Annotated in this window: 23 protein-coding genes; 14 read left to right on the forward strand and 9 right to left on the reverse strand. The window is 64.0% G+C overall.

The features are described 5' to 3' along the window. The first annotated feature begins 18 nt into the window (after positions 1–18). The 4 genes from pgsA (at position 19) to PZ895_RS11790 (ending at position 2,886) form a co-directional block, all read left to right on the forward strand. Positions 19–603 carry a CDP-diacylglycerol--glycerol-3-phosphate 3-phosphatidyltransferase gene (pgsA, locus tag PZ895_RS11775; RefSeq protein WP_275839180.1) on the forward strand — a complete coding sequence of 195 codons (585 nt, stop codon included), beginning with the start codon at positions 19–21 and terminating at the stop codon, positions 601–603. A gap of 2 nt (positions 604–605) precedes the next feature. Next, on the forward strand, positions 606–857 hold the full coding sequence (moaD, locus tag PZ895_RS11780) for a molybdopterin converting factor subunit 1 (RefSeq protein WP_275839181.1): 252 nt from the start codon (positions 606–608) through the stop codon (positions 855–857). 4 nt (positions 858–861) lie between these two features. After that, on the forward strand, positions 862–1,326 hold the full coding sequence (locus PZ895_RS11785) for a molybdenum cofactor biosynthesis protein MoaE (RefSeq protein WP_275839182.1): 465 nt from the start codon (positions 862–864) through the stop codon (positions 1,324–1,326). A 96-nt stretch (positions 1,327–1,422) separates the two neighbouring features. Next, positions 1,423–2,886, forward strand: a complete 1,464-nt coding sequence (locus PZ895_RS11790; RefSeq protein ID WP_275839183.1) for a diguanylate cyclase — start codon at positions 1,423–1,425, stop codon at positions 2,884–2,886. Between the two features lie 70 nt (positions 2,887–2,956). On the opposite strand, the gene ndk is transcribed toward PZ895_RS11790, so the two are convergent. Beyond that, positions 2,957–3,379: a nucleoside-diphosphate kinase gene (gene ndk / locus PZ895_RS11795; RefSeq protein WP_275839184.1), complete on the reverse strand. Its 423-nt coding sequence runs from the start codon at positions 3,377–3,379 to the stop codon at positions 2,957–2,959. Between the two features lie 86 nt (positions 3,380–3,465). Beyond that, on the reverse strand, positions 3,466–4,158 hold the full coding sequence (locus PZ895_RS11800) for a glutathione S-transferase family protein (RefSeq protein WP_275839185.1): 693 nt from the start codon (positions 4,156–4,158) through the stop codon (positions 3,466–3,468). A gap of 71 nt (positions 4,159–4,229) precedes the next feature. Between PZ895_RS11800 and PZ895_RS11805 the strand changes: the two genes are divergently transcribed. Then, on the forward strand, positions 4,230–4,742 hold the full coding sequence (locus PZ895_RS11805) for a DinB family protein (protein ID WP_275839186.1): 513 nt from the start codon (positions 4,230–4,232) through the stop codon (positions 4,740–4,742). Between the two features lie 304 nt (positions 4,743–5,046). After that, a complete protein-coding gene (locus tag PZ895_RS11810; protein ID WP_275839187.1) occupies positions 5,047–5,727 on the forward strand; it encodes a hypothetical protein in 681 nt (226 codons plus the stop codon). A 61-nt stretch (positions 5,728–5,788) separates the two neighbouring features. Here PZ895_RS11810 and PZ895_RS11815 read toward each other — a convergent pair whose 3' ends face one another. After that, positions 5,789–6,196 carry a hypothetical protein gene (locus tag PZ895_RS11815; RefSeq protein WP_275839188.1) on the reverse strand — a complete coding sequence of 136 codons (408 nt, stop codon included), beginning with the start codon at positions 6,194–6,196 and terminating at the stop codon, positions 5,789–5,791. Positions 6,197–6,347: 151 nt separating this feature from the next. Between PZ895_RS11815 and PZ895_RS11820 the strand changes: the two genes are divergently transcribed. Beyond that, positions 6,348–8,225: an ABC-F family ATP-binding cassette domain-containing protein gene (locus tag PZ895_RS11820; RefSeq protein WP_275839189.1), complete on the forward strand. Its 1,878-nt coding sequence runs from the start codon at positions 6,348–6,350 to the stop codon at positions 8,223–8,225. 4 nt (positions 8,226–8,229) lie between these two features. Here the strand turns inward: PZ895_RS11820 and PZ895_RS11825 are convergent, their stop codons facing one another. The 3 genes from PZ895_RS11825 to PZ895_RS11835 all read right to left on the reverse strand — a co-directional run bounded on the left by PZ895_RS11825 (position 8,230) and on the right by PZ895_RS11835 (position 10,606). Next, positions 8,230–8,448: a hypothetical protein gene (locus PZ895_RS11825; RefSeq protein ID WP_275839190.1), complete on the reverse strand. Its 219-nt coding sequence runs from the start codon at positions 8,446–8,448 to the stop codon at positions 8,230–8,232. Between the two features lie 210 nt (positions 8,449–8,658). Continuing rightward, positions 8,659–9,108: a DNA polymerase III subunit chi gene (locus tag PZ895_RS11830; protein WP_275839191.1), complete on the reverse strand. Its 450-nt coding sequence runs from the start codon at positions 9,106–9,108 to the stop codon at positions 8,659–8,661. A 7-nt stretch (positions 9,109–9,115) separates the two neighbouring features. Then, positions 9,116–10,606: a leucyl aminopeptidase gene (locus tag PZ895_RS11835; protein WP_275839192.1), complete on the reverse strand. Its 1,491-nt coding sequence runs from the start codon at positions 10,604–10,606 to the stop codon at positions 9,116–9,118. Positions 10,607–10,858: 252 nt separating this feature from the next. Between PZ895_RS11835 and lptF the strand changes: the two genes are divergently transcribed. The 7 genes from lptF (at position 10,859) to PZ895_RS11870 (ending at position 18,873) form a co-directional block, all read left to right on the forward strand. Next, positions 10,859–12,043 carry an LPS export ABC transporter permease LptF gene (lptF, locus tag PZ895_RS11840; RefSeq protein WP_275839193.1) on the forward strand — a complete coding sequence of 395 codons (1,185 nt, stop codon included), beginning with the start codon at positions 10,859–10,861 and terminating at the stop codon, positions 12,041–12,043. Next, on the forward strand, positions 12,040–13,128 hold the full coding sequence (gene lptG / locus PZ895_RS11845; RefSeq protein ID WP_275839194.1) for an LPS export ABC transporter permease LptG: 1,089 nt from the start codon (positions 12,040–12,042) through the stop codon (positions 13,126–13,128). The genes lptF and lptG overlap by 4 nt, the downstream gene beginning before the upstream one ends. Continuing rightward, the gene (locus PZ895_RS11850) at positions 13,128–15,551 is read left to right on the forward strand and encodes an LPS-assembly protein LptD (protein WP_345803527.1); all 2,424 of its coding nucleotides are present in this window, start codon (positions 13,128–13,130) and stop codon (positions 15,549–15,551) included. The genes lptG and PZ895_RS11850 overlap by 1 nt, the downstream gene beginning before the upstream one ends. 106 nt (positions 15,552–15,657) lie before the next feature. After that, on the forward strand, positions 15,658–16,584 hold the full coding sequence (locus PZ895_RS11855; RefSeq protein ID WP_275839195.1) for a peptidylprolyl isomerase: 927 nt from the start codon (positions 15,658–15,660) through the stop codon (positions 16,582–16,584). A gap of 37 nt (positions 16,585–16,621) precedes the next feature. Beyond that, positions 16,622–17,623 (forward strand): 4-hydroxythreonine-4-phosphate dehydrogenase PdxA, encoded by a 1,002-nt coding sequence (gene pdxA / locus PZ895_RS11860; RefSeq protein ID WP_275839196.1) that lies wholly within the window; start codon positions 16,622–16,624, stop codon positions 17,621–17,623. Next, the gene (gene rsmA, locus PZ895_RS11865) at positions 17,620–18,447 is read left to right on the forward strand and encodes a 16S rRNA (adenine(1518)-N(6)/adenine(1519)-N(6))-dimethyltransferase RsmA (protein ID WP_275839197.1); all 828 of its coding nucleotides are present in this window, start codon (positions 17,620–17,622) and stop codon (positions 18,445–18,447) included. The genes pdxA and rsmA overlap by 4 nt, the downstream gene beginning before the upstream one ends. A 24-nt stretch (positions 18,448–18,471) precedes the next feature. Further along, a complete protein-coding gene (locus tag PZ895_RS11870) occupies positions 18,472–18,873 on the forward strand; it encodes a VOC family protein (RefSeq protein WP_275839198.1) in 402 nt (133 codons plus the stop codon). A gap of 4 nt (positions 18,874–18,877) precedes the next feature. Here PZ895_RS11870 and gmk read toward each other — a convergent pair whose 3' ends face one another. Genes gmk through mltG form a run of 3 tightly spaced genes read right to left on the reverse strand, consistent with a single transcriptional unit; the run spans position 18,878 to position 21,639 of the window. Further along, positions 18,878–19,531 carry a guanylate kinase gene (gene gmk, locus PZ895_RS11875; protein WP_275839199.1) on the reverse strand — a complete coding sequence of 218 codons (654 nt, stop codon included), beginning with the start codon at positions 19,529–19,531 and terminating at the stop codon, positions 18,878–18,880. Between the two features lie 2 nt (positions 19,532–19,533). Further along, a complete protein-coding gene (locus PZ895_RS11880) occupies positions 19,534–20,424 on the reverse strand; it encodes a YicC/YloC family endoribonuclease (protein ID WP_275839200.1) in 891 nt (296 codons plus the stop codon). Between the two features lie 21 nt (positions 20,425–20,445). Beyond that, a complete protein-coding gene (gene mltG, locus PZ895_RS11885; protein WP_275839201.1) occupies positions 20,446–21,639 on the reverse strand; it encodes an endolytic transglycosylase MltG in 1,194 nt (397 codons plus the stop codon). Positions 21,640–21,656: the final 17 nt, after the last annotated feature.

Raw genomic sequence — 21,656 nt, forward strand, 5'->3', positions numbered from 1 at the left:
AGTAAACGACAGGATTTCATGTCCAATCGCGCCTTCAACATTCCGAACATCCTGACCTATGCGCGCATCGCGGCGGTACCGCTCGTCGTCCTGTGCTTCGTGCCGGACCACCGCCAGCAGGCAACCGACTTCTGGCGGTGGACCGCCGTCACGATCTTCTTCGTGGCGAGTCTGACCGATTTCCTAGACGGCTATCTGGCCCGCATCTGGGACCAGACGTCGAATATCGGACGGATGCTCGATCCGATCGCCGACAAGTTGCTCGTCGCCGCCGCCCTCCTTCTCCTGACTGCCGAAAAGACGATCGGCGAATGGTCTTTGTGGGCCGCGATCATCATCCTGTGCCGCGAGATCCTGGTCTCGGGCCTGCGCGAATATCTCGCCGCGCTCAAGGTTTCGGTGCCCGTCACGCAGCTTGCCAAATGGAAGACGACGATCCAGCTCGTCGCGATCGGCTTTCTTCTTGCCGGCCCCGCCGGCGACAAGGTTCTGCCCTATACGACCGAGATGGGCCTGACGCTGCTCTGGATCGCAGCCGTGCTCACGCTTTACACCGGCTACGACTATTTCCGCGCCGGCCTGAAGCACGTCATCGAGGATTGAGCATGAAACTGATCTATTTCGCCTGGGTGCGCGAGCGAATCGGCGTCGCCGAAGAAGACATCGACCTGCCGGCGGAGGTGAAGACGGCGGGCGACCTTCTTCACTGGCTGCGTAAGCGAGGCGACGGCTATGCCGAGGCTTTGCAAGACCCGAAAGTGATCCGCGTGGCGGTGAACCAGGAGCATGTCGCCCATGGCGAGCCGATCGGCGGCGCACGCGAGATCGCCCTTTTTCCGCCTATGACAGGAGGGTGAGGAGGTGAGCGGCGCCTGTGTCATCCGCGTCCTCGTTCAGGCCGAGCCTTACGACATCTCGGCCGAGATCGAGGCGGCAAAGGCGGCGGGCGGGCATGTCGGCGCCATCGTGACCTTCAGCGGCGTGTGCCGTGACGAGAGCGGCCGCATCGCGGCGCTCGAACTCGAACATTATCCCGGAATGGCCGAGGCGGAAATCGGCCGCATCGCGGCGCAAGCTGCCGAACGCTGGCCTGTCACCAGCCTGACCGCGATCCACCGCCACGGCAAGCTGAAGCCCGGCGACGACATCGTTCTCGTGGTGGCCGCTTCGGCTCATCGCCAGGCGGCATTCGATGCCGCCTCCTTCCTGATGGATTTTCTCAAGACCAGCGCGCCCTTCTGGAAGAAGGAGCATCTGGCAGATGGCACATCGGGCGGCTGGGTCGAAGCCAAGGATGGCGACGACGACACTGCCGCGCGCTGGTGACTGTTCCCCGGCTCTCGACGGGCCGGGATGGCTTCATTAGGCATTTGGTAGTCACGACCCGCTAAGTTCGATTCCATCAATGGCGGGCGGGTGGCGATGCTTGAGACGATAGCGGAAATTCATGGCTGGCTCGACGGAGCGATGCTCGCCGTCGTCGCAGCTTCGATCGCCGGCTCCGTCTATTTTCACCGCCGACATGCCGCAGCCGCCGACGAGCTTGCGCGAAGCCGCTTTCTGTTCGAGAATCTCGCCGAAGGCGTCTATCGGGCGCTTCCGGACGGCACCCACATTCGCACCAACACGGCCATGGCGCGGCTGCAAGGCTATGGCACGGCGCAAGCCGTCATGACCGCTTCGCCCCAACCTTCTGTGGAATGCTATGTCGACCCGACGCGCGGCGCTCAGTTCCGCGAAATTCTCTTTCGCGACGGCATCGTCACCGACTTCGTTTCCGAAGCCTATCGTCACCGAACGGGCGAACGCATCTGGATTTCCGAATCCGCACGCCTGATCCGCCATCGACGGACGGGCGCTCCGCTTTGCTATGAAGGCACGGTGCGGGACGTGACCGAGACGATGCAGCGTCTGAAGGTCGAGGAACGCTTCACAAAGCTGACCAGCCACCTGCCCGGCGGCCTGTTCCAGTTCCAACGCCGACATGACGGCAGTTTCGACGTCGCCTATATTTCGGCCGGGTTCGCTTCCATGACCGGCATGTCTTTGGAGGGCGGCTATCCCTCGCCGCAGCGCTTCTTCGAGATCGTGCTCGAAAAGGATCGGCCACGCTTCATGGAAAGCTTTCACCGCGCCCGCAAGGGCGGCCGCCCCTGGGAGCACGAATTCCGGATCAGGCGTGGCGAGACGGTTCGGTGGCTGCGCGTTCTGGCGACGCCGGAAGCCGTTGCAGACGGCATCATGTGGCACGGCTACGTCACCGACATTTCGCTGCGAAAGGCGCAGGAAATGGAAATCCGCCGCCTCGCCTACCGCGACCCGCTGACCGATCTGGCAAATCGCCGCGCGCTGATCTACGACACGCGAAAGGCGCTCAACGCCTGCCGCCGCGACGGCAATTGCGGTGCCCTGATCTATGTCGACCTCGACAATTTCAAGGGGCTGAACGACCGTCACGGCCACGAGACGGGCGACCGCTATCTGAAGCAGGTCGCCGACCGTCTGATGGCGACAGTCGGGGACGCAGGCTCGGTGGCGCGGATCGGCGGAGACGAATTCGTCGCCCTCTTGCCCGCGCACGCCGTCGATCGCAGGCTCGCGATCACGGACGCCCTTGCCCTTGCCGAGCACATGGTCGCCGAAATGGCACGACCTTTCCAGATCGGCGCCATCGAGCATCAGGCATCGGCGAGCGTCGGCGTCGCCATCTTCGACGGCACCGAGAGATCCGTCGACACGCTTCTCAAGCAGGCCGATCAGGCCATGTACGACATCAAGGCGGCGGGCGGAAACGGCGTCGGCATTCTCGACGTGAGCCAATTGCAGGCGGTGGGCGCTCAGATGCGCGAACAGTCACAAGCCAACGACGCGCGGCTCCGCGCATGAGAAAAGCCGCTGCGCGAGCGGCGGCTTTTCTCGAAGAACAGCATTTCGACGCGTCGACGCCGAAATCGAATCAGCCGACGATCTCGGTGTCGGAGAACCAGTAGCGAATCTCCTGGGCCGCCGTCTCGGGCGCATCCGAACCGTGGACCGAATTCTCGCCGATCGACAGCGCATGGACCTTGCGGATCGTGCCTTCGTCGGCATTGGCCGGATTGGTCGCGCCCATGATCTCGCGGTTCTTCAGGATGGCGCCCTCGCCTTCCAGAACCTGCACGACCGTCGGGCCGGACGTCATGCCATCGACGAGTTCGCCGAAGAAGGGGCGATCCTTGTGGACGGCGTAGAAGCCTTCGGCCTCGCGGCGGCTCATCCAGACGCGGCGCGAAGCGACGACGCGCAGACCGGCATCTTCAAGCATCTTGGTGATGGCGCCGGTCAGGTTGCGCTTCGTCGCGTCCGGCTTGATCATGGAAAAGGTGCGTTCGATCGCCATGTCGGGTCTTCCTCAATTCTTTGGGGGAGTGATTGGATGCGCGTCTATAGCGATCTCGCCCCGCGATGTGAAGACCCGGCGGCAGCCTATGCGGCCGCGGGAACCGAACGCCCAAGGCCATCATGCAGGTCGAGGCAGCGGTCGAGCCAGGCGCGGACCGGATCGTCCGCGGCGAGGAACTCGTAGTCGGAGATCACCCGCACCCACTGGAACGCGCCCGCCACGATGTAATCGGCAAAGAGCGGTCCATCGCCGCCGAGAAAGGGCTGGAACGACAAGGTCGCGCGCAGCGGCTCCAGGCCCGCGCGGAAGGCGGGGCGGCGCTCGTCGCGCGTCAGCGGAACGTCTTCCAGCCGCTTGCCGAACCGCGCCTCGCGCGTCTTGCGGAAATGCGCCTGATCGTCCGGCGAGAGCCGGTCGTGGATGTCCATGAGCGCGGCCTGCGCGAGATAGGGATGAAGGGTGAGCAGCGCCCAGCGCTCGATGAAGCGCGCGGCCGCCTCGCCGCCCGGACCGCCGAACAAGGTTGCCCGGTCGGGATAGCGGCGTTCGAGATCGAGCGCGATGTCGAAGGAATCGCCCACCGTGCGCTCACCTTCGCGGATGACGGGCACCGTCTTGTGCCTGCCGTTCTCGACGCCGGCAACCGCCGTGAAGGGCGTCGGCACCCGCTCGAACGAAACGCCCTTGTGCGCGAGAGCGAAGGCGACCTTCCAGCAATGCGGGCTGAAGGGGCGGCTCGGGTCGGACCCGACGAGATCATAAAGCAGAACGGTCATTGCTGTCGGTCCTCTCCGGCGTATAAGCGTTGCGCAAATCTATGCCCGCACCCACGACGAATGAAAACCCGATGAAGCAGCATTTCTCCATGTTCGCCGCCTATAATGCCTGGGCCAACCGGCTTGTCTACGAGGCAGCGGCGAAGTTGGAGCCGGATGCATTGTGGATCGATCTGGGGCTTGCATTCACCTCGCTCGGCGGCACGCTCAACCACGTTCTCGTCGCCGACCGCATCTGGATGAAGCGGTTCACCGGGCAAGGGGCGGCTGCGAAACAGCTCGACACAATCCTCTTTCGCGAGATCGGCCCGCTGTGGGATGCGCGCGAAGCCGAGGACGAGCGCATTTTGCGCTATGTGGCCGACCTGAGCGAAGACGATCTGGGCGGACGCTTTTCCTACACCACGGCAACCGACATGCGCACGATCTCGCAACGCCTTGCGCCGGCGCTTGCGCATTTCTTCAACCACCAGACCCACCATCGCGGCCAGGCGCACGCAGCCCTGACGCGGCTTTCGGGCGAAGCTCCAGCGCTCGATCTCGCCTATTTCCAGCGCTCCGAAGGGGGCCGCATTTTTGCCTGACGAGATGCCGCGTCAAAATTCGGAATTTTCCGTCGACCATTGAGCTATCCAACGCACAAGCAAGCCATAGTTGCATCAATACTCGTTTAGCGCGCGTTCATTTCGGGTGAAGCGCGCATTCTTCCCATGTCGAGACAATATTCAGTATAAATTCCATATATTTTGATTTATACATAGCAAATTGATCACATACTATATTTTTATTTTGAAATTACTGTGATTTCGGCAACTTTCCCTTTGGTCATCCGTATCTTTGCAGGATCGGCATCCTGCCCGATCGCAACGATGGGAAGAGGAGAAGACGATGAACTTCAACTTCAGGAAGATCACACTGGCGCTCGCAACCGGCAGCGCTCTGGCTCTCGCAAGCGTCGCCCATGCGCAGATCGGCGCTGGCATCGGTGTCGGCATCGGCGGGGTCGACGCAGGCGTCGGCGCGTCGGTCGGCAGTGATGGCGTCGGCGTCGGGGCTGGCGCCAGCGTCGGCGGGGCGGACGGCGTGGGCGTCGGCGCAGGCGCATCCGTTGGCGGTGGTTCCGGCGTCGATGCCGGAGTCGGTGCCAGCGTTGGCGGAGCGGATGGTGTCGGCGTCGGCGCTGGCGCGAGTGTCGGCGGTGGCACGGGCGTCGATGCGGGTGTTGGCGCCAGCATTGGCGGTTCTGGCGGCGTCAATGCCGGTGTAGGGGTCGGAATCGGCGGTGGCAGCGGGATCGATGTCGGGGTCGGCGTCGGGATCGGCGGTGGCGGTGGCACCGGAGGCGGCGGCAATGGCGGAGGCGGCATGGCTGGCGGCGGCTCCGGCGGAGGCATGGGCCCTGGTATCGACGACACTGAAACGAGCAGCATCGCGCCCGGCCTCGCCGGCATGAACTCGGCCGAACTTTCGCGTCTCAGCCGCCGTTGCGTCGACGTTCTGGCCTCTCCCGGCGTCTATGATCGCAGTCTCGTCGATCTTTGCGGTCTGGTGCAGACGGCGACGCGATAGATGGCGCGCTCTGACGTGCCGTCACATTCGGGGCGCCGGTTCGAACCGGCGCCCTTCGTTTTCAGTTCACAGCCAGGGGACCCCGCGGCATTTCGCGCGCGGGCGCCGGTGCGAAGACGATGAAGGCGAAGATCGCAACCCCGAGAAACGCGATCAGCGACGAGATCGCCACGAACGGTTCGGCGCCGGCATTGCCCTGCAACAGCAGATAGAGCGACGGCACCATGATCACGACGCCGAGGGTGTAGACGCCGAACTGGATCATGGCGAGGCGTTGCGCCGCCTTCTCCTTGTTCAGCGCATAATATGTACCGAAAAGCGCGCTCGTCACCCAGCCCAGAAGGTTGGTATGCGCATGTGCGCCGATGACATTGTGATTGCCGGAGATCGACATTTGCAGTCCCATGCCGATGCCGAGCAAAAGAAACAGAATTGCGGCCTTGAAGAAGAGTTGCGAAACCTGTGGCATTGCAATTGTCCCCTCTTTGAATATTTAGTCCTCTTGACGAAGCGAAGAATAACACATTCGTGATCGCATCGTCATCGCTCCTTGCGATCTAGCTCTCCAATGCGCCTCCCTCTTGCGCGCAATGCGACGGCGGTCCAAACAGCGCAGCATTATGCTGGTTCTCGACGACATCTCGCTGCGCATCGCCGGTCGGCTCCTGATCGACCATGCCACGCTCTCCCTTCCCGCAGGCGCCAAGGCCGGCCTCGTTGGTCGCAACGGCACCGGCAAGACGACGCTGTTCAAGGCGATCACCGGCGAATTGCCGACCGAAGGCGGTTCGATCAACCTGCCGAGGAACACGCGGATCGGCCAGGTGGCCCAGGAGGCCCCGGGCACGGAAGAATCGCTGATCTCGATCGTGCTCAAGGCCGACACGGAACGCGCCGCCCTGCTTCACGAGGCAGAGAGCGCGCAGGATGCGCACCGGATCGCGGAAATCCAGATGCGGCTTGCCGACATCGACGCCCACTCGGCCGAAGCACGCGCCGCGACCATCCTTGCCGGCCTCGGCTTCGACGAGGCGGCGCAACGACGCCCGGCATCGTCCTTTTCCGGCGGCTGGCGGATGCGCGTGGCGCTCGCCTCGGTACTGTTCGCCGAGCCGGACCTTCTGCTCCTCGACGAGCCGACCAACTATCTCGATCTCGAAGGAACGCTCTGGCTCGAGAACTACCTGTCGCGCTACCCGCACACGGTGCTGCTGATCAGCCACGACCGCGACCTTCTCAACCGCGCGGTCAGTTCCATCGTGCATCTGGAGAACAAGAAGCTGACCTTCTGGCGCGGCGGCTACGACCAGTTCGCGCGTCAATATGCCGAGCAGGCCGAATTGCAGGAAAAGTCGCGCGTCAAGCAGGAAGCACACCGCAAGCATATGGAAGCCTTCGTCGAGCGCTTCCGCTACAAGGCGTCGAAGGCGCGCCAGGCGCAGTCACGGCTGAAGGCGCTGGAGAAGCTGAAGCCGATCGACAGCTTCATGGGCGAGAGCGTAAGGCCATTCACGTTCACCGAGCCGGCAAAGACCGTCGCGGCGCCGATCATCGCCATCTCGGGCGGCTCGGTCGGCTATGCGCCGGGCAAGCCGGTCCTGTCGCGCATGTCTCTGCGGATCGACGACGACGATCGCATCGCACTCCTCGGGGCCAACGGCAACGGCAAGTCGACCTTCGCCAAGCTGCTCTCGGGCCGGCTGCAACTCGATACCGGTACGATGACCATCGCACCCGGCCTCAAGGTCGCGATCTTTGCCCAGCACCAGCTCGACGATCTGCGGCCGGAGGAAAACGCCATCGAGCATGTTCGCCGCCTGATGCCGGATGCGCCCGAGGCGAAGGTGCGCGCGCGCGTCGCGCAAATGGGGCTCGTGACGGAAAAGATGCTGACGCCCGCCAAGGATCTGTCAGGCGGTGAGAAGGCCCGGCTCCTGATGGGCATCGCCGCCTTTGACGGCCCGAACCTGCTCATCCTCGACGAGCCGACCAACCATCTCGACATCGACAGCCGCGAGGCGCTGATCCACGCGCTCAACGAATACTCCGGCGCGGTCATGGTGATCAGCCATGACCGGCATCTGATCGAAGCGTCCGCCGATCGGCTCTGGCTCGTCAAGGACGGGCAGGTCGGCCCCTTCGACGGCGACATGGCCGACTACCGCCAACTCGTGACGGGTGGCGCGTCCGACCGGCGCGAAAAGCGCGAATCGGACAGGGCGTCGAAGGCCGACAAACGACGTGAGGCCGCACAAAGGCGTGCGGCACTCGAGCCGCTTGCCAAACAGATCAAGGCAACGGAAGGGCTGATCGAGCGCACGCGCAAACGCATAGAAGCCCTCGACGCCGAACTTGCAGCCCCGTCTCTTTACGAACGCGATCCTGGCAAGGCGGCCAAGCTTGCGAAGGAGCGTTCCGACAATGTCGCCGCCCTCGACAGGCACGAGGAGACGTGGCTTTCCCTGTCCAGCGAGTATGAGGAAGCGCTCGCAGCCTGATCGACTACGGGCAGCGCACCAGCCGCTCGTCATTGCGTTCGGTGCGGTCGATATAGTTCAGCTTGAGTTTTTCCTCGTCAGGGACGAAACGCACGCGCTCCGTGACGTCGTTCTCGCCGGTGCATTCGAGCGTGACCAGCCATCCCTCCCCGTTCACCTCGGGCGTCGTCATGGCGCAGGAATAGTTGCGTGACGTGAGTTGGGCTTCGCCGATGGTGATCACGCGGCTTGCCCCATCAGCCGAGCAGAATGCCGGATCAAGAGCCCAGCGGCCATATATGTGGCCGACGCCCGGTTTCGTCTCCACAACAGGCGCAGCGGCCTCGGCCGTTTGCGCGATCGGCGCTTCGCTACCGCAACCGGCAACCAAGACGCCTGATGCAATAAGAAAAAGGGCTGATAAAGTTCTATTCATGGACGCCAGAACTCTTGATCAGGCCTTGCGTTCCCAGCGCCGATCCGCCGATTGCTGCCAATAGGTGACGGTGTGGCTTTCTTGCCGCAGTCGCTTCCAGCTCTCGCGCGCCTTGCGAAGCTGCTCCTCGTCATGCCCGTCGAACATGAAAACCGCGCGCTCGTATCCGGCGAGGTCGGGCGCGTCGGCGCCATCGACCAGAAAGCGTATCTGCGCGTCATTCCCGTTTTGCGGTCCGGTCGTGAGGAGAACGGGATTTTCCGGCGCATGGGGCTCGGCGTCCGTGGCGTGGGCCAGGAACGAGTCGTCGCGAAAGGTCCACAGGGCCGCGTCGAGCGCATCGCGGCGCTCCTCGCTTCCCGCCTGGACGACGGCTTTCCATCCCCGCTCGACCGATTTTTCGAGAAGTGCCGGAAGCGCCTCCTCAAGCGTCGATTCGGTCAGGTGATAGAAGAGGATTTCCGTCAAGCGCGCCTCAGCCTTCGTAGTGGTCACGGACGAGACGGTCGAGAAGGCGCACGCCATAGCCCGATGCCCAGGTCTGGCTGATCTCGTTGGTGGGCGAGCCCATCGCCGTTCCCGCGACGTCGAGATGCGCCCAGGGCGTTTCCTTGACGAAACGCTGAAGGAACTGCGCGGCGGTGATCGCACCGGCATGACGACCGCCGATATTCTTCATGTCGGCATTCTTCGAGTCGATCAGCTTGTCGTAATCGGGGCCCATCGGCATCCGCCAGACGCGTTCGCCCGTCGCCTGCCCGGCCTCGAACAGGCGACCGGCAAGCTCGTCATTGTTGGAGAACAGGCCGGCATGATGCTGGCCGAGCGCGATCAGGATCGCGCCGGTCAGCGTCGCCAGATTGACCATGAAACGCGGCTCGAACCGGTCGTTGCAGTACCAGAGGGCATCCGCGAGCACGAGCCGGCCTTCCGCATCGGTATTCAGCACCTCGATCGTCTGGCCCGACATCGAGGTGACGATATCGCCGGGGCGCTGCGCCTTGCCGTCGAGCATGTTCTCGACGAGGCCGATGATGCCGACGACATTCGCCTTGGCCTTGCGGGCGGCGAGCGCGTGCATCAGGCCGGTCACGGCAGCTGCTCCGCCCATGTCGCCCTTCATGTCCTCCATGCCGGCGGCCGGCTTGATCGAGATGCCGCCCGAATCGAACACCACGCCCTTGCCGACGAAAGCGACGGGCTTTTCCTTGGCCTTGCCGCCGTTCCATTTCATAACGACGAGGCGCGCAGGGCGTTCGGAGCCCTGGGCGACGCCGAGAAGCGCGCCCATGCCGAGCTTCTTCATGTCCGCGTCTTCGAGAATCTCTACCTCGACGCCAAGGGATTCGAGTTCCTTGGCCTTGGCAGCGAACTCGACCGGGCCGAGAATGTTGGCGGGTTCATTGACGAGGTCGCGGGCCAGGAGCACGCCGCCGGCGATGCCCTCCAGCTCGGCAAACTTCTTCTTCGCTGCCGGATGATCGGCACAGGTGATGACGAAGGCGGTCTCTTTTTCGCTTTCGCCATTGGCCTCGTCCTTGCGGGTCTTGTACTTGTCGAATGTGTAGGCGCGCAAAAGGATGCCCATCGCAAGCTGCGCGGCGTCGGTCGCACTCGCCTCCGCTCCGGCCACGTCCACGACGACCGTCACCTTCTTCGCCTTGCGGGCCGCTGCCTGCACAGCGCCGCCGATCTTGAGCCAACCCTGCTCGTCGAGCGCTGCCGGCTTGCCGACACCCAGGACCACGAGCCGGTCGAGCGTGGTGCCGTGCGGCGCGAGAATATCGACCGAGCCACCCATCTTGCCCTTGAAGGACGCGACGTCGATCGCACGCGCAAGAATTCCTTGCGGATCGTGGCTTCCCGCAGAGCCGGCCAGGCCGGTTTCCTCGCCGCTCAAGAGCACCAGAACGCCCTCGGACTGCAATGACGGCTTGGCGAAGCTGATGACGGGACGTGGAGACATTGGGTATCCTTCGGGTGGAAAAATCTGAGGCCGTTGCCTTTGCGGTAGAGAATAGGGCACCGCATTTCAAGGACGGAAGTCCGGGCCGGCGCGGAAAGAAGCAGTCAATCAATCGTTAACCATGCGTGTTTGGCATTTGTTTGCCAAGGTAACGGATTGTATGGTCCACGATCGAGCGAAGCCCCAGGGGGCGACGCAGCGGCAGCATCTCCCGCCGCAGACTTGCCCCATTGAACGGATCATTCAGCCTGCATGAGAGTGCTCGAAACCTACATCATGCGGCGCACCTTCGCGATCTTCGCGGTGACGCTGCTTTGGGTTCTCGCCATCGTCTGGACGACCCAGGTCCTGACCCGCATCAATATCGTGACCAGCAGCGGGCAATCGGCCGCAACTTTCTTCGAAATCGCCGCGCTGGTCCTGCCCGCGGTCATTCCGATCGTAATCCCGTTCGCGCTCGGCATCGCGGTCGCGCAGACGCTCAGCGCGATGAACACCGATTCGGAGCTGATCGTGATCACCGCATCCGGCAGCCCGAAGACGACCGTCGTTCGGCCGATCCTCCTGATCGCCGCCATCGCCTCGATCGCTTCCTTCGCGATCGAGAATGGCGTCGAGCCCTTCGCGCGCGAGAGGCTGCGCGCGCTCGTCTCGGAAGCACGGGCCGATCTCATCACCTCGGTCGTCCAGGAAGGCACGTTCCAGACCATCGACGACGGCCTCGTCATCCAGATCAGCGAGCGTCTGCCGGACGGGCGCTTTGCCGGCATCTTCCTCTCCGACACGCGCGAAGAGGCAACCGAACTGATCTACTACGCCGATACCGGCGCGACGGTCCAACTCGACGGCGAGCACGTTCTGGTCATGCAGGACGGGGTCGTCCACCGGCGCAACAAGACCGGAAACGTCTCGATCATCCGCTACCAGTCCTACGCGTTCGACCTGGCAGAGTTTGCGCCTGCGACATCGCAGATCAACTATCTGCCGAAGGACCGCACGCTCGGATTCCTGATGAACCCCGATCCGGCCGATCCCGTCTACCAGAATGCGCCGCTGGCCTTTGCCGCAGAACTGCATCGCCGCCTGACCGACTGGATCTATCCGCTGGTCTTCGCGCTGGTCGGTCTTGCCGTTGCCGGCGATTCGCGCTCGTTCCGTGAATCGCGCATCCATCCGCTGATCACCACGATGCTGATCGCGCTGTTCATCCGGTGGGAAGGCTTCATCGTGGGCAATGCGGCAGCGGACAGTCCCGCATTCATCGCCGCCATGTATGCCGTTCCGCTGATCGCAATGGCCGTGTGCATCTGGGTGATCGCCACCAACAAGCGGCTTGAAATTCCGACCCGCTGGACCGAGCGGATTCAGGAGTTCTGGGCGCGGCGCGCCGTCGAACCGTTCCTGCGTCGCCGGTCCGCCCCGGAGGGCAAGCCATGATCGGGCGCACACTCGGCGCCTATTTCATGAGGCGCTATCTCGTCATCACATTCTGGTTCTTCACCGGCATCTTCGGGCTGATCTTCATCGTGAATTTCACCGAGATCTCGCGCCGGGTCGGTGACCTACCCGACTATTCGCTGTGGTGGGGCGTGACATTCGCCGGGCTCCAGACGCCTTTCATCATGCAGCAGGCCGTGCCCTTCATCGCGCTCGTCTCCGGCATCGCCACGCTGATCTCGCTCAACCGGAAATATGAACTGGTCGTTGCGCGTGCCGCCGGCATCTCGGCCTGGCAGTTCCTGCTGCCGATCTGCATCGGCGCGCTCCTGTTCGGTCTGGCGGCGCTTTTCGTCCTCAATCCCATCGCTTCCTTCGGATATGAACGCACCCAATTCCTCGAAGCGAATATCCGCGGAGGCAACAGCACGCCTGCGGCCGGCGGCGAGGCGCCGTGGATCAAGCAACGCGTGGGCGAAACCGAAACCTATATCGGCGCCGCGGGCGTTCTCGACGAAGGGCTGCAACTCGTCAACGCGACCTTCATCACCGTAGGACCGGACACCGACGCGATCGCGCGCCTCGATGCCGAGCGCGCCTTTCTGCGGGAAGGCGAATGGCAGCTTCAAAACGCCCGGCGCACCACGCGCGGCAATCCGCCGGAACTGATGGAAGCGGTTTCGGTCCCAACGAATCTGACGCCGGAATTCGTGCTCGAGCGGCTGGCCAGCCCCGAGACGATCCCGATCTTCCAACTGCCGCGCAAGATCGCCGCGGCCCGTTCCTTCGGGCTGCCGGCGAACAATTTCGCCATGCACATGCACTCGATGCTGGCCATGCCGGCACTGCTCGTCGCGATGACGCTGATCGCCGCGACGGTGTCGATGCGGTTTGCCAGAATGGGGCAGTCATCGGCCATGATTCTGGGTGGCGTCATGGCAGGCTTTCTGCTTTATGTCGTGACGGTTCTGGTGAAGGCGTTCGGGAGCGCCGGATTCGTGCCGCCCGTCGCCGCCGCCTGGTTGCCGGTCGTCGTCGCCGGCTTTTTCGGAGTGACTTTCTTGCTATACAGAGAGGACGGTTAGTGAGGGGCGTGCTTTCCGGCCTCAGCAGAGCAGTCAGAACCCGGCGTCTTCTGGGAGCGACGACGCTCGCCGGCGTGCTCGCCGCGACCGGCTCGATCGTCGCGATGCAGCCCGTCATCGCGCAGAGCATCGACCTTTCCGCCCAGACCGATCCCAATGCCGACATGCTGCTGGAAGCCGATACGCTGGTCTATGACAACGACCGCAATCGCATCACCGCCGTCGGCTCCGTCCAGATCGAATATGCCGGCAACCGCCTCGTCGCCCAGCGCGTCACCTATGATCGGGCGACCTCGCGGCTGATCGCCAGCGGCGGCGTCGAGATCATCGACCCGGACGGCACGCGGTTCCAGTCCGACGAGATCGACGTGACCGACGATTTCGCCGACGCCTTCGTGCGCACGCTCAGGGTCGAGACGGCGGAACGCGTCTATTTCGGCGCCGACAGCGCGGAACGGCGCGGCGGCGCGGTGACGGAATTCGAGCGCGGCGTTTATACGGCGTGCGAGCCGTGCGAGGAAAATCCCGACAAGCCGCCGGTCTGGAACATCAAGGCGCAGAAGATCATCTGGAACGGCGAGACGAAGACCGTCCGCTTCGAGCGCGCGCGGTTCGAATTTCTCGGCGTTCCCCTGGCATGGGTGCCCGCCTTCGAAATCGCCGACCCGACGGTGGAGCGCAAGAGCGGTTTCCTCTTCCCGACCTTCGGAAATTCGGAAAATCTCGGCAGCTTCCTCAACATACCCTATTATTTCGCGCTCTCGCCAACCTATGACCTGACGGTAACGGCCGGCGGCTACACCCAGCAGGGTTTCCTTGGCCAGGCGGAGTGGCGCCAGCGCTTCGACAATGGCCAATACAATCTGCGCATTGCCGGCATCTCGCAGCGCGACCCGGATGCATTCGGCGCCGGCACGGTCGATGCGCAGGAGACCGGGCGCGGGCTCATCGCCTCGCGCGGCGATTTCACGATCAATCCGCGCTGGAGGTTCGGCTGGGACGTGATGGCCCAGACCGACAAGAATTTCGGCTATACCTACAATATCGAACAGGCAAACGCCTACGACCAGATCTCGCAGGTCTATCTGACGGGACTCGACGGGCGCAATTTCTTCGACCTGCGCGCATATCACTTCACGAAGCAGGAAGCGGTTCTCGACTTCAATGCGGACGGCACACGCAACGTTGGTGCCGCTTCCCCGCTGCAACCCTTCGTCCTGCCCTCCTTCGATTACAGCCTGACACCCGATGGACCCATCGCCGGTGGCGAACTGACGATCGACGTCAACAGCCAGGCCCTTTGGCGCGACCGTTTCGATGGTCGCGGTTTCGCGAGGCAATCACCGTCGCCGACCGGCCGCGGGCTCGACGGCGGCTCCGGACGACTGACCGCCGAAGCGGAATGGAAGCGGACGTTCATCACCGGCGGCGGGCTTTTGATCACGCCCTCGCTCCATGCGCGCCAGGACGCGATCGGCGTGCATTTCGGCGACGGAGCCTTGTCCGCCGAAGGTATTGCGAATGTTGCCAACGCTCAGGGCGTGGCCGCGGACATTCGCTCGGCCTATTACCGCTCCATGGCGACTGCCGGGCTCGAAGCGCGTTGGCCGGTTCTCTTCTCGACATCGAGTTCGACGCATGTCTTCGAGCCGATGGCACAGGTCTTCGCTCGCCCCGACGAGCCTTATGGCGGCAGTCTGGGCATTCCGAACGAAGACGCGCAGAGCCTGGTCTTCGACGCGACGACCCTGTTCGAGCGGGACAAGTTTTCCGGCTACGACCGAATCGAGGGCGGCACCCGCGCCAATGTCGGCATTCGTTATACAGGCGATCTCGGCGGCGGCTGGGGGGCCAGCGCGATCTTCGGCCAGTCCTATCATCTGGCCGGCGCGAACTCCTACGCTTCGCCCGATCTGGTCTATGCCGGCGCCTATTCCGGCCTCGAAGACGACGTTTCCGACTATGTCGGAATGGTCGGACTGAGCACACCCGTCGGCGTGTCGCTGGCAGCCGGGGCGCGGCTCGACAAGGACAATCTGGAAGTGCGCCGCACCGATGTCGCGGCGAGCTATGCGACGCCGGCCGTTTCGCTCTCGACGCAATATTCCTTCATCGATGCCCAGCCCGATTACGGTTTCACCGATGATCGTCACGAAGTGCGAGTCGGCGGGTCGGCGCAGGTTCACGAATACTGGCGCGTCTTCGGCAACGCCACCTTCGACCTCAACACGAGCAACATGGTCCAGCGCGGCATCGGCTTCGCCTATGACGACGATTGCTTCGGGATCAATTTCACGGCATCGGAAACGCGCGGCAACATCAACAATGAAGTTCTCTCGCGCGACTTCGGCATCAACATCTCGTTGCGCACGCTGGGCGATTTCGGCCGAACCACCAGCAGTACCGACACGAGGACGTTTTGACCATTGCGGGTCGACGCGTGTGCCGTTGACATCGTTTTGCCCAAGATGCACTTCAGGGGCTTGCCATTCGCAAAAGGCTTGCACCCCGGATCAGGAGGCTAGACGCATGAAGACATTGCTGCTCTCGGCCAGCATCGCAATCGCCCTCGGCTGCGCGGTCCTACCCGCACCGGCATTCGCGCAGACGAGCGAAGTGCGCTACGTCGTCAACAACACGCCGATCACGAGCTACGACATCCAGCGACGTGCCGCCTTCCTTCAGTTGCAGCGTCGCGGCGGTGGCCAGCAAGCGGCGGCGGACGAACTGATCGAGCAGGCCCTGCGGCGCAACGAGGTCCGCCGCCTCAATATCAACATCTCCGACGACGACGTGGCACAGGCATACCAGCGCTTCGCCAGTTCCAACAACATGTCCATCGCCCAGATGGACCAGGTCATGTCGCAGACGGGCGTGACGAAGCAGCATTTCCTCGAATTCATTCGCTCTCAGATGGGCTGGAGCCAGGCTCTCGCCGCACGCGCGCGCCATGACCAGGGCAGCCGCGTCAGCGAGCAGGACGCGGTTCAGCGCATGTTGCAGCAGGGCGGCGAAAAGCCCGTGGCGACCGAATACATGCTGCAACAGGTGATCTTCGTCGTGCCGGCGGCAGAGCGCGGCGCGCGCCTTGCCACACGCCGACGCGAGGCCGAAGCGATGCGCGCACGGTTTCAGGGTTGCGATTCGACCGTCCAGTTCGCCAAGGGCCTCATCGACGTGACCGTACGCGATCTCGGTCGCGTTCTCGAGCCGCAGCTTCCCCCAGAATGGGCCGACCCGATCAAGTCGACTACTGCCGGAAATGCAACGGTCGTGCGTGACACCGACCGCGGCGTCGAGTTTATCGGCATCTGCAGCGCGCGCCAGGTCTCCGACGACACGGTCGCGCAGGCCGTCTTCGAAGCGGAAAACCTCGGCAACAGCGCGGATTCCGACGATCTGAGCAAGAAGTATACGGCCGAGCTTCGCGAACGCGCGCAGATCGTCCAGAGATAGAACAAGCGCCGGCGCCTCGCGTCGCTGAAAGGTCGTCTTGCCGGCACCTCTGGTCATCACTTGCGGCGATCCGTCCGGGATCGGACCGGAACTGATCCTCAAAGCCTGGAACGCGCGACATGAGCGGCCGGTGACGCCGTTCGGCGTGATCGCCGATCCGCAACTTCTCCGCAATCGCGCGCGCCTGCTCGGGATCGAAGTCGAGATCGCTGTGGCTGATGGAATGAAGCACGGCGTTCTCTTCGCCGATGCACTGCCGGTCATCCCGCTCCTCAACCGTCTGGTCGATCGGCCGGGAACGCCGGACCGGGCGAATGCCGCAGGCGTCATCGAGGCCATCGACCGCGCCGTCGAGCTCGTGTCCAACGCTGACGCCCGCGCCATAGTCACGGCGCCGATTTCCAAGAGGCCGCTCTACGAAGCCGGTTTTCGCTTTCCCGGCCATACCGAATATCTGGGCCATCTCGCCGCAGCCCGCTACGGGCACGTCGTCCAGCCCGTCATGATGCTCGCCGGACCGGCTGTCCGCGCCGTCCCCGTCACCATCCACATTCCGCTCGCAGAGGTTCCGGCCGCATTGACGCGGGATCTGATCGTTTCCACCTGCCGGGTTGTCGCCGCCGACCTCGTCTCCCGTTTCGACATCAAGCGGCCGCGGCTTGCCGTTTCGGGCCTCAACCCCCATGCCGGCGAAGGCGGCGCGATGGGGCGCGAGGAGATCGAGACGATCGGCCCGGCGATCGAGGATCTGAACGGCGAAGGCATCGACGCTTTCGGCCCCCTGCCCGCCGATACCATGTTCCATGCACGGGCGCGGGAAAGCTACGACGTGGCGATCTGCATGTATCACGATCAGGCGCTGATCCCGGCCAAGGCGCTGGCTTTCGACGAAACGGTCAACGTCACGCTCGGCCTTCCCTTCGTGCGCACCTCGCCCGACCACGGCACCGCCTTCGACATCGCGGGTAAAGGCATTGCGCGCCCCGACAGCCTGCTCGCGGCGATCGACATGGCCGACCGCATGAGCCTGCGCGCATGAGCATCGACGGCCTGCCGCCGCTGCGCGAGGTGATCGCGCGGCACGAACTGCGCGCCAGGAAGTCGCTCGGTCAGAACTTCCTGCTCGACCTCAACATCACTTCCAAGGTTGCGCGCGGCGCCGGCGACCTGACCAACGCGACGGTCATCGAGGTCGGCCCCGGCCCCGGCGGGCTGACGCGCGCGCTGCTCTTGAACGGTGCCAGGCGCGTGATCGCGATCGAACGCGACGAGCGGTGCCTCGCCGCGCTCGAAGAGGTGTCGGCGCATTATCCCGGCCAGCTCTCGGTCATCTCGGGGGACGCGCTGACGACCGACTTCGCCGCTCTGGCGCAAGGCAGCGAGGGTGTGCGGATCGTCGCCAATCTTCCCTACAATATCGGCACCGAGCTTCTGGTCCGCTGGCTCTCGGCCGAGCCGTGGCCGCCCTACTGGACGTCGCTGACTCTGATGTTCCAGAAGGAGGTCGCGCAGCGCATCGTGGCGACGCCGGACGACGATGCCTATGGCCGCCTCGCCGTCCTCGCCGGCTGGCGCAGCCATGCCGACATCCTGTTCGACCTGCCGCCGCAGGCTTTCACGCCGCCGCCGAAGGTGACGTCCGCGGTGGTTCATCTGGTTCCGCGCGAAAATCCCCTGCCAGTCGATGGCGCCAAACTCTCGAAGGTCACGGAATTCGCCTTCGGACAGCGCCGCAAGATGCTGCGTCAGAGCCTGAAGCCGCTCGGCGGCGAAAAACTGCTGGACGCGGTTGGAATCGAGCCGACGCGGCGCGCCGAGACATTGTCGGTTGCCGAATTCGTCGCGATCGCACAGGCTCTCTGAACTTTTCCGGCGAAGGAGGTTCTCATGACCGTGAAGACCGTTCATCCCTTCCTGATGTTCCAGGACGGCCACGGCGCAGCCGCGCTGGATTTCTACCGTAACGTCTTTCCCGCAATGACCGTCGAACGGCTCGACCTCTACGGTCCAGGCTCACCCGGTCCCGAAGGCACGATCCATCGCGCCGAGTTCACCATCGCCGGGCAGAAGGTCCTTGCGAGCGACAGCTTCGTGCGGCACGCCTTCGGCTTCACGCCGTCCTTCTCGTTTTTCGTCCAGTGCGGAAGCGAGGACGAAGTGACGGCGCTGGCGGACAGGTTGAAGGACGGCGGCGCCGAGATGATGCCAGCCGGCGATTACGGCTTTTCGAAACGCTTTGCCTGGGTGAGCGACCGCTTCGGCGTATCATGGCAGATCAACTGCGACTGACCGTTCAGATTTTCTCGTCCAGAAGGCCGGACACGAACTCGAACAGCCCCGGACGCCGGTCGCGGCGCAGACGTTCGGCCCTGACGATCGCCTCGACGGCATGGAAGGCGCGGTCAAGGTCGTCATTGACGACGACATAGTCATATTCACGCCAGTGTTCGATCTCGACGCGGGCATTCTTCAGCCGTGCCTCGATGACGTCGGCATTGTCCTCGGCGCGGCGCGTCAGCCGCGATTTGAGTTCGCGCATCGACGGCGGCAGGATGAAGATGGAAACGATGTCGCCGCGCATCTTCTCGCGTAGCTGCTGGGCACCCTGCCAGTCGATGTCGAACAACATGTCGCGGCCGGCGGCCATCGCCTCTTCGGCTGGCTCACGCGGGGTCGCATAGAAATTGCCGTGAACCTCGGCCCATTCGAGCAAGGCGTCGTTGTCGCGTAACAGGTCGAATTCGCGCTTGGTGCGGAAATGATAGTGGACGCCGTCGATCTCGCTGGGGCGGCGCGGACGGGTGGTCACGCTGACCGAAAGCTGGAAACCCTGGTCGCTTTCGAGAAGATTGCGCGCGATGGTCGACTTGCCCGCGCCGGAAGGCGAAGAGATGACGAGCATCAAGCCGCGCCGGCGAATGGCGGCAGACGGGAGTTCGTTTTGCATTCCTACTCCAGATTCTGGACCTGTTCGCGGAACTGGTCGATGACCGCCTTCAGTTCCAGCCCGATCGCGGTGATGGCCGCCGCGTTCGACTTGGAGCACAACGTATTCGATTCCCGGTTAAATTCCTGCGAAAGGAAGTCGAGCCGCCGCCCGACCGCCCCGCCGCCGGCCAGAAGCGTACGCGCCGAGGCGATGTGCGTGCGCAGGCGGTCGATCTCCTCGCGGATGTCGGCCTTGGTGGCGAGATAGGCGGCTTCGGCATTCAGCCGTGTCTCGTCGAGCGGCGCACCTGTCTCAAGCAGCAGCCGGACCTGCTCGGCAAGGCGCAAACGGATCGCGGCGGGGTCGCGGGAGGGATCTGCCGCGGCGCGCTCGGTCAGGCTTTCGATGCGGTCGATCTGGCCGAGCATGATCGTCTTCAGCGCCCGCCCTTCCTCGCGCCGCGCCGCGGTCAGCCCGGCAAGCGCCTCGTCGAGGACGATGAGAATGGCCGCGTCGCGGGCGGCGCGCGCGTCGTCATCGAGAATGCTCTCCTGCATCTCGATCACGCCGCGCAAGGCCAGGAGGCCGTCCGCCCGCGCTGGGGCGACGCCGAAATCGTGCTCCAGGCGCTGGGCCAGCGTGGCAAGCTCGACGAGCAGGGTTTCATTGACGGTTACGGCAGCCGGTGCCGCGGATAGGCGGGCCACAGAAAGATTTGCATAGATGTTGCCGCGCTGGAAAGTCTTCTGCAAAGCCTGGCGCGCAGGCTGCTCTATGCTCTCGAAGCCCGGCGGCAGGCGCAGGCGCGCATCGAGCCCCTTGCCGTTGACCGATTTCAGTTCCCAGACGATCCGGTCGTCGCCGGCCTGAGCCGATGCGCGGGCAAAGCCCGTCATGCTCTCGATTGTCATCACGCTCCCAATTCGCGCCGGCTATTCGTCTTCCACGATCTCGTCCGCAAGAACGGCATCTTCATCGGTCGGCGCGGCACCCGCTTCACGGCGCTCGCGCTCGATCTGGCGCCAGCGGGCGACATTGCGGTTGTGCTCGTCCAACGTCTGCGCGAAGGCGTGACCGCCGGTGCCGTCGGCGACGAAATAGAGATCGTCCGTCTGCGACGGGTTGGCGACCGCCTCCAGAGACGCCCGGCCGGGTATGGCGATCGGCGCGGGCGGCAGGCCGGCGATGCGATAGGTGTTGTAGGGCGTGTCGCTCTCGATGTCGGAGCGATAGATCGGCCGGTCGGCCGGCTTACCCTCGCCGCCGAAGATGCCATAGAGGAAGGTCGGGTCCGACTGGAGGCGCATTCCCTGGTTGAGCCGGTTGATGAAGACGGAGGCGACGTGCGGGCGCTCGTCGGCGCGGCCGGTTTCCTTCTCGACGATCGAGGCGAGGGTGACGAATTCCTCGATCGTGTCGATCGGCAGGTCGTCGTCCCGGCGGGCCCAGATCTCTTCGATCATGCGCTGCTGATCGGCCGAAAGGCGGTCGATCAGGTCCTGACGGTTCATGCCGCGGGTGAAGCGGATGGTGTCGGCGGCGATCGAGCCTTCCGGCGGCAGTTCGGACGGCATCTCGCCTTCCAGTTCCTCCATTGCGGCGATTCGCGCGAAAGCCTGATGGACGGTGAAGCCCTCGGGAATGGTCAGCGCGTGCAGGACCGAGCGGCCGCTCTTCAGGAGTTCCATGATCTCGTACATGGAAGCGCCTGCCTTCACTTCATATTCGCCGGCACGTAAATTCGCATCGCTGCCATAGGCGCGAAGGCCGAGGCGGAAGATACGGGCATCCGAGATGAGCCCCTGGCGCTCGAGAGTGGAGGCAATCTCGGCCGTGCCGGTGTTCGGGCGGATGAGGACGGTCTGTGTCGTCGTCGACGGTCCCTGGCCCTCGAATTGCACCTTGCCGTAATAGACCGCAGCGCCTGCCGCCAGCGTTGCGAAGACGATGCAGGACATGACGAAGTTCATGAAGATGACGAACTGGCTGCGCGAGCGGCGCGAGCGTGCGGGCGGGGGCGTGCCGGCCTGCGACCGCAGTGCCTCGCTTCGCGACTTCGCAACAATGGGCCGCGATTGCATGGGCGGCTGGCCGGGCTGGTTCCCGCCTGCAGGATCAGTGGTCATCTGGCCTCTAACTCTCG

Origin of the sequence: Mesorhizobium sp. YIM 152430, assembly GCF_029210365.1 — a bacterium.
In the GTDB taxonomy this organism is placed as follows: domain Bacteria; phylum Pseudomonadota; class Alphaproteobacteria; order Rhizobiales; family Rhizobiaceae; genus Aliihoeflea.

Bases quoted from the DNA above. Each gene is read 5' to 3' on its own strand.
- pgsA (WP_275839180.1), top strand. From the start codon at position 19: ATGTCCAATCGCGCCTTCAACATTCCGAACATCCTGACCTATGCGCGC.
- moaD (WP_275839181.1), top strand. From the start codon at position 606: ATGAAACTGATCTATTTCGCCTGGGTGCGCGAGCGAATCGGCGTCGCC.
- PZ895_RS11790 (WP_275839183.1), top strand. From the start codon at position 1,423: ATGCTTGAGACGATAGCGGAAATTCATGGCTGGCTCGACGGAGCGATG.
- ndk (WP_275839184.1), bottom strand. From the start codon at position 3,379: ATGGCGATCGAACGCACCTTTTCCATGATCAAGCCGGACGCGACGAAG.
- PZ895_RS11800 (WP_275839185.1), bottom strand. From the start codon at position 4,158: ATGACCGTTCTGCTTTATGATCTCGTCGGGTCCGACCCGAGCCGCCCC.
- PZ895_RS11805 (WP_275839186.1), top strand. From the start codon at position 4,230: ATGAAGCAGCATTTCTCCATGTTCGCCGCCTATAATGCCTGGGCCAAC.
- PZ895_RS11810 (WP_275839187.1), top strand. From the start codon at position 5,047: ATGAACTTCAACTTCAGGAAGATCACACTGGCGCTCGCAACCGGCAGC.
- PZ895_RS11815 (WP_275839188.1), bottom strand. From the start codon at position 6,196: ATGCCACAGGTTTCGCAACTCTTCTTCAAGGCCGCAATTCTGTTTCTT.
- PZ895_RS11820 (WP_275839189.1), top strand. From the start codon at position 6,348: ATGCTGGTTCTCGACGACATCTCGCTGCGCATCGCCGGTCGGCTCCTG.
- PZ895_RS11835 (WP_275839192.1), bottom strand. From the start codon at position 10,606: ATGTCTCCACGTCCCGTCATCAGCTTCGCCAAGCCGTCATTGCAGTCC.
- lptF (WP_275839193.1), top strand. From the start codon at position 10,859: ATGAGAGTGCTCGAAACCTACATCATGCGGCGCACCTTCGCGATCTTC.
- lptG (WP_275839194.1), top strand. From the start codon at position 12,040: ATGATCGGGCGCACACTCGGCGCCTATTTCATGAGGCGCTATCTCGTC.
- PZ895_RS11855 (WP_275839195.1), top strand. From the start codon at position 15,658: ATGAAGACATTGCTGCTCTCGGCCAGCATCGCAATCGCCCTCGGCTGC.
- rsmA (WP_275839197.1), top strand. From the start codon at position 17,620: ATGAGCATCGACGGCCTGCCGCCGCTGCGCGAGGTGATCGCGCGGCAC.
- PZ895_RS11870 (WP_275839198.1), top strand. From the start codon at position 18,472: ATGACCGTGAAGACCGTTCATCCCTTCCTGATGTTCCAGGACGGCCAC.
- gmk (WP_275839199.1), bottom strand. From the start codon at position 19,531: ATGCAAAACGAACTCCCGTCTGCCGCCATTCGCCGGCGCGGCTTGATG.
- PZ895_RS11880 (WP_275839200.1), bottom strand. From the start codon at position 20,424: ATGACAATCGAGAGCATGACGGGCTTTGCCCGCGCATCGGCTCAGGCC.
- mltG (WP_275839201.1), bottom strand. From the start codon at position 21,639: ATGACCACTGATCCTGCAGGCGGGAACCAGCCCGGCCAGCCGCCCATG.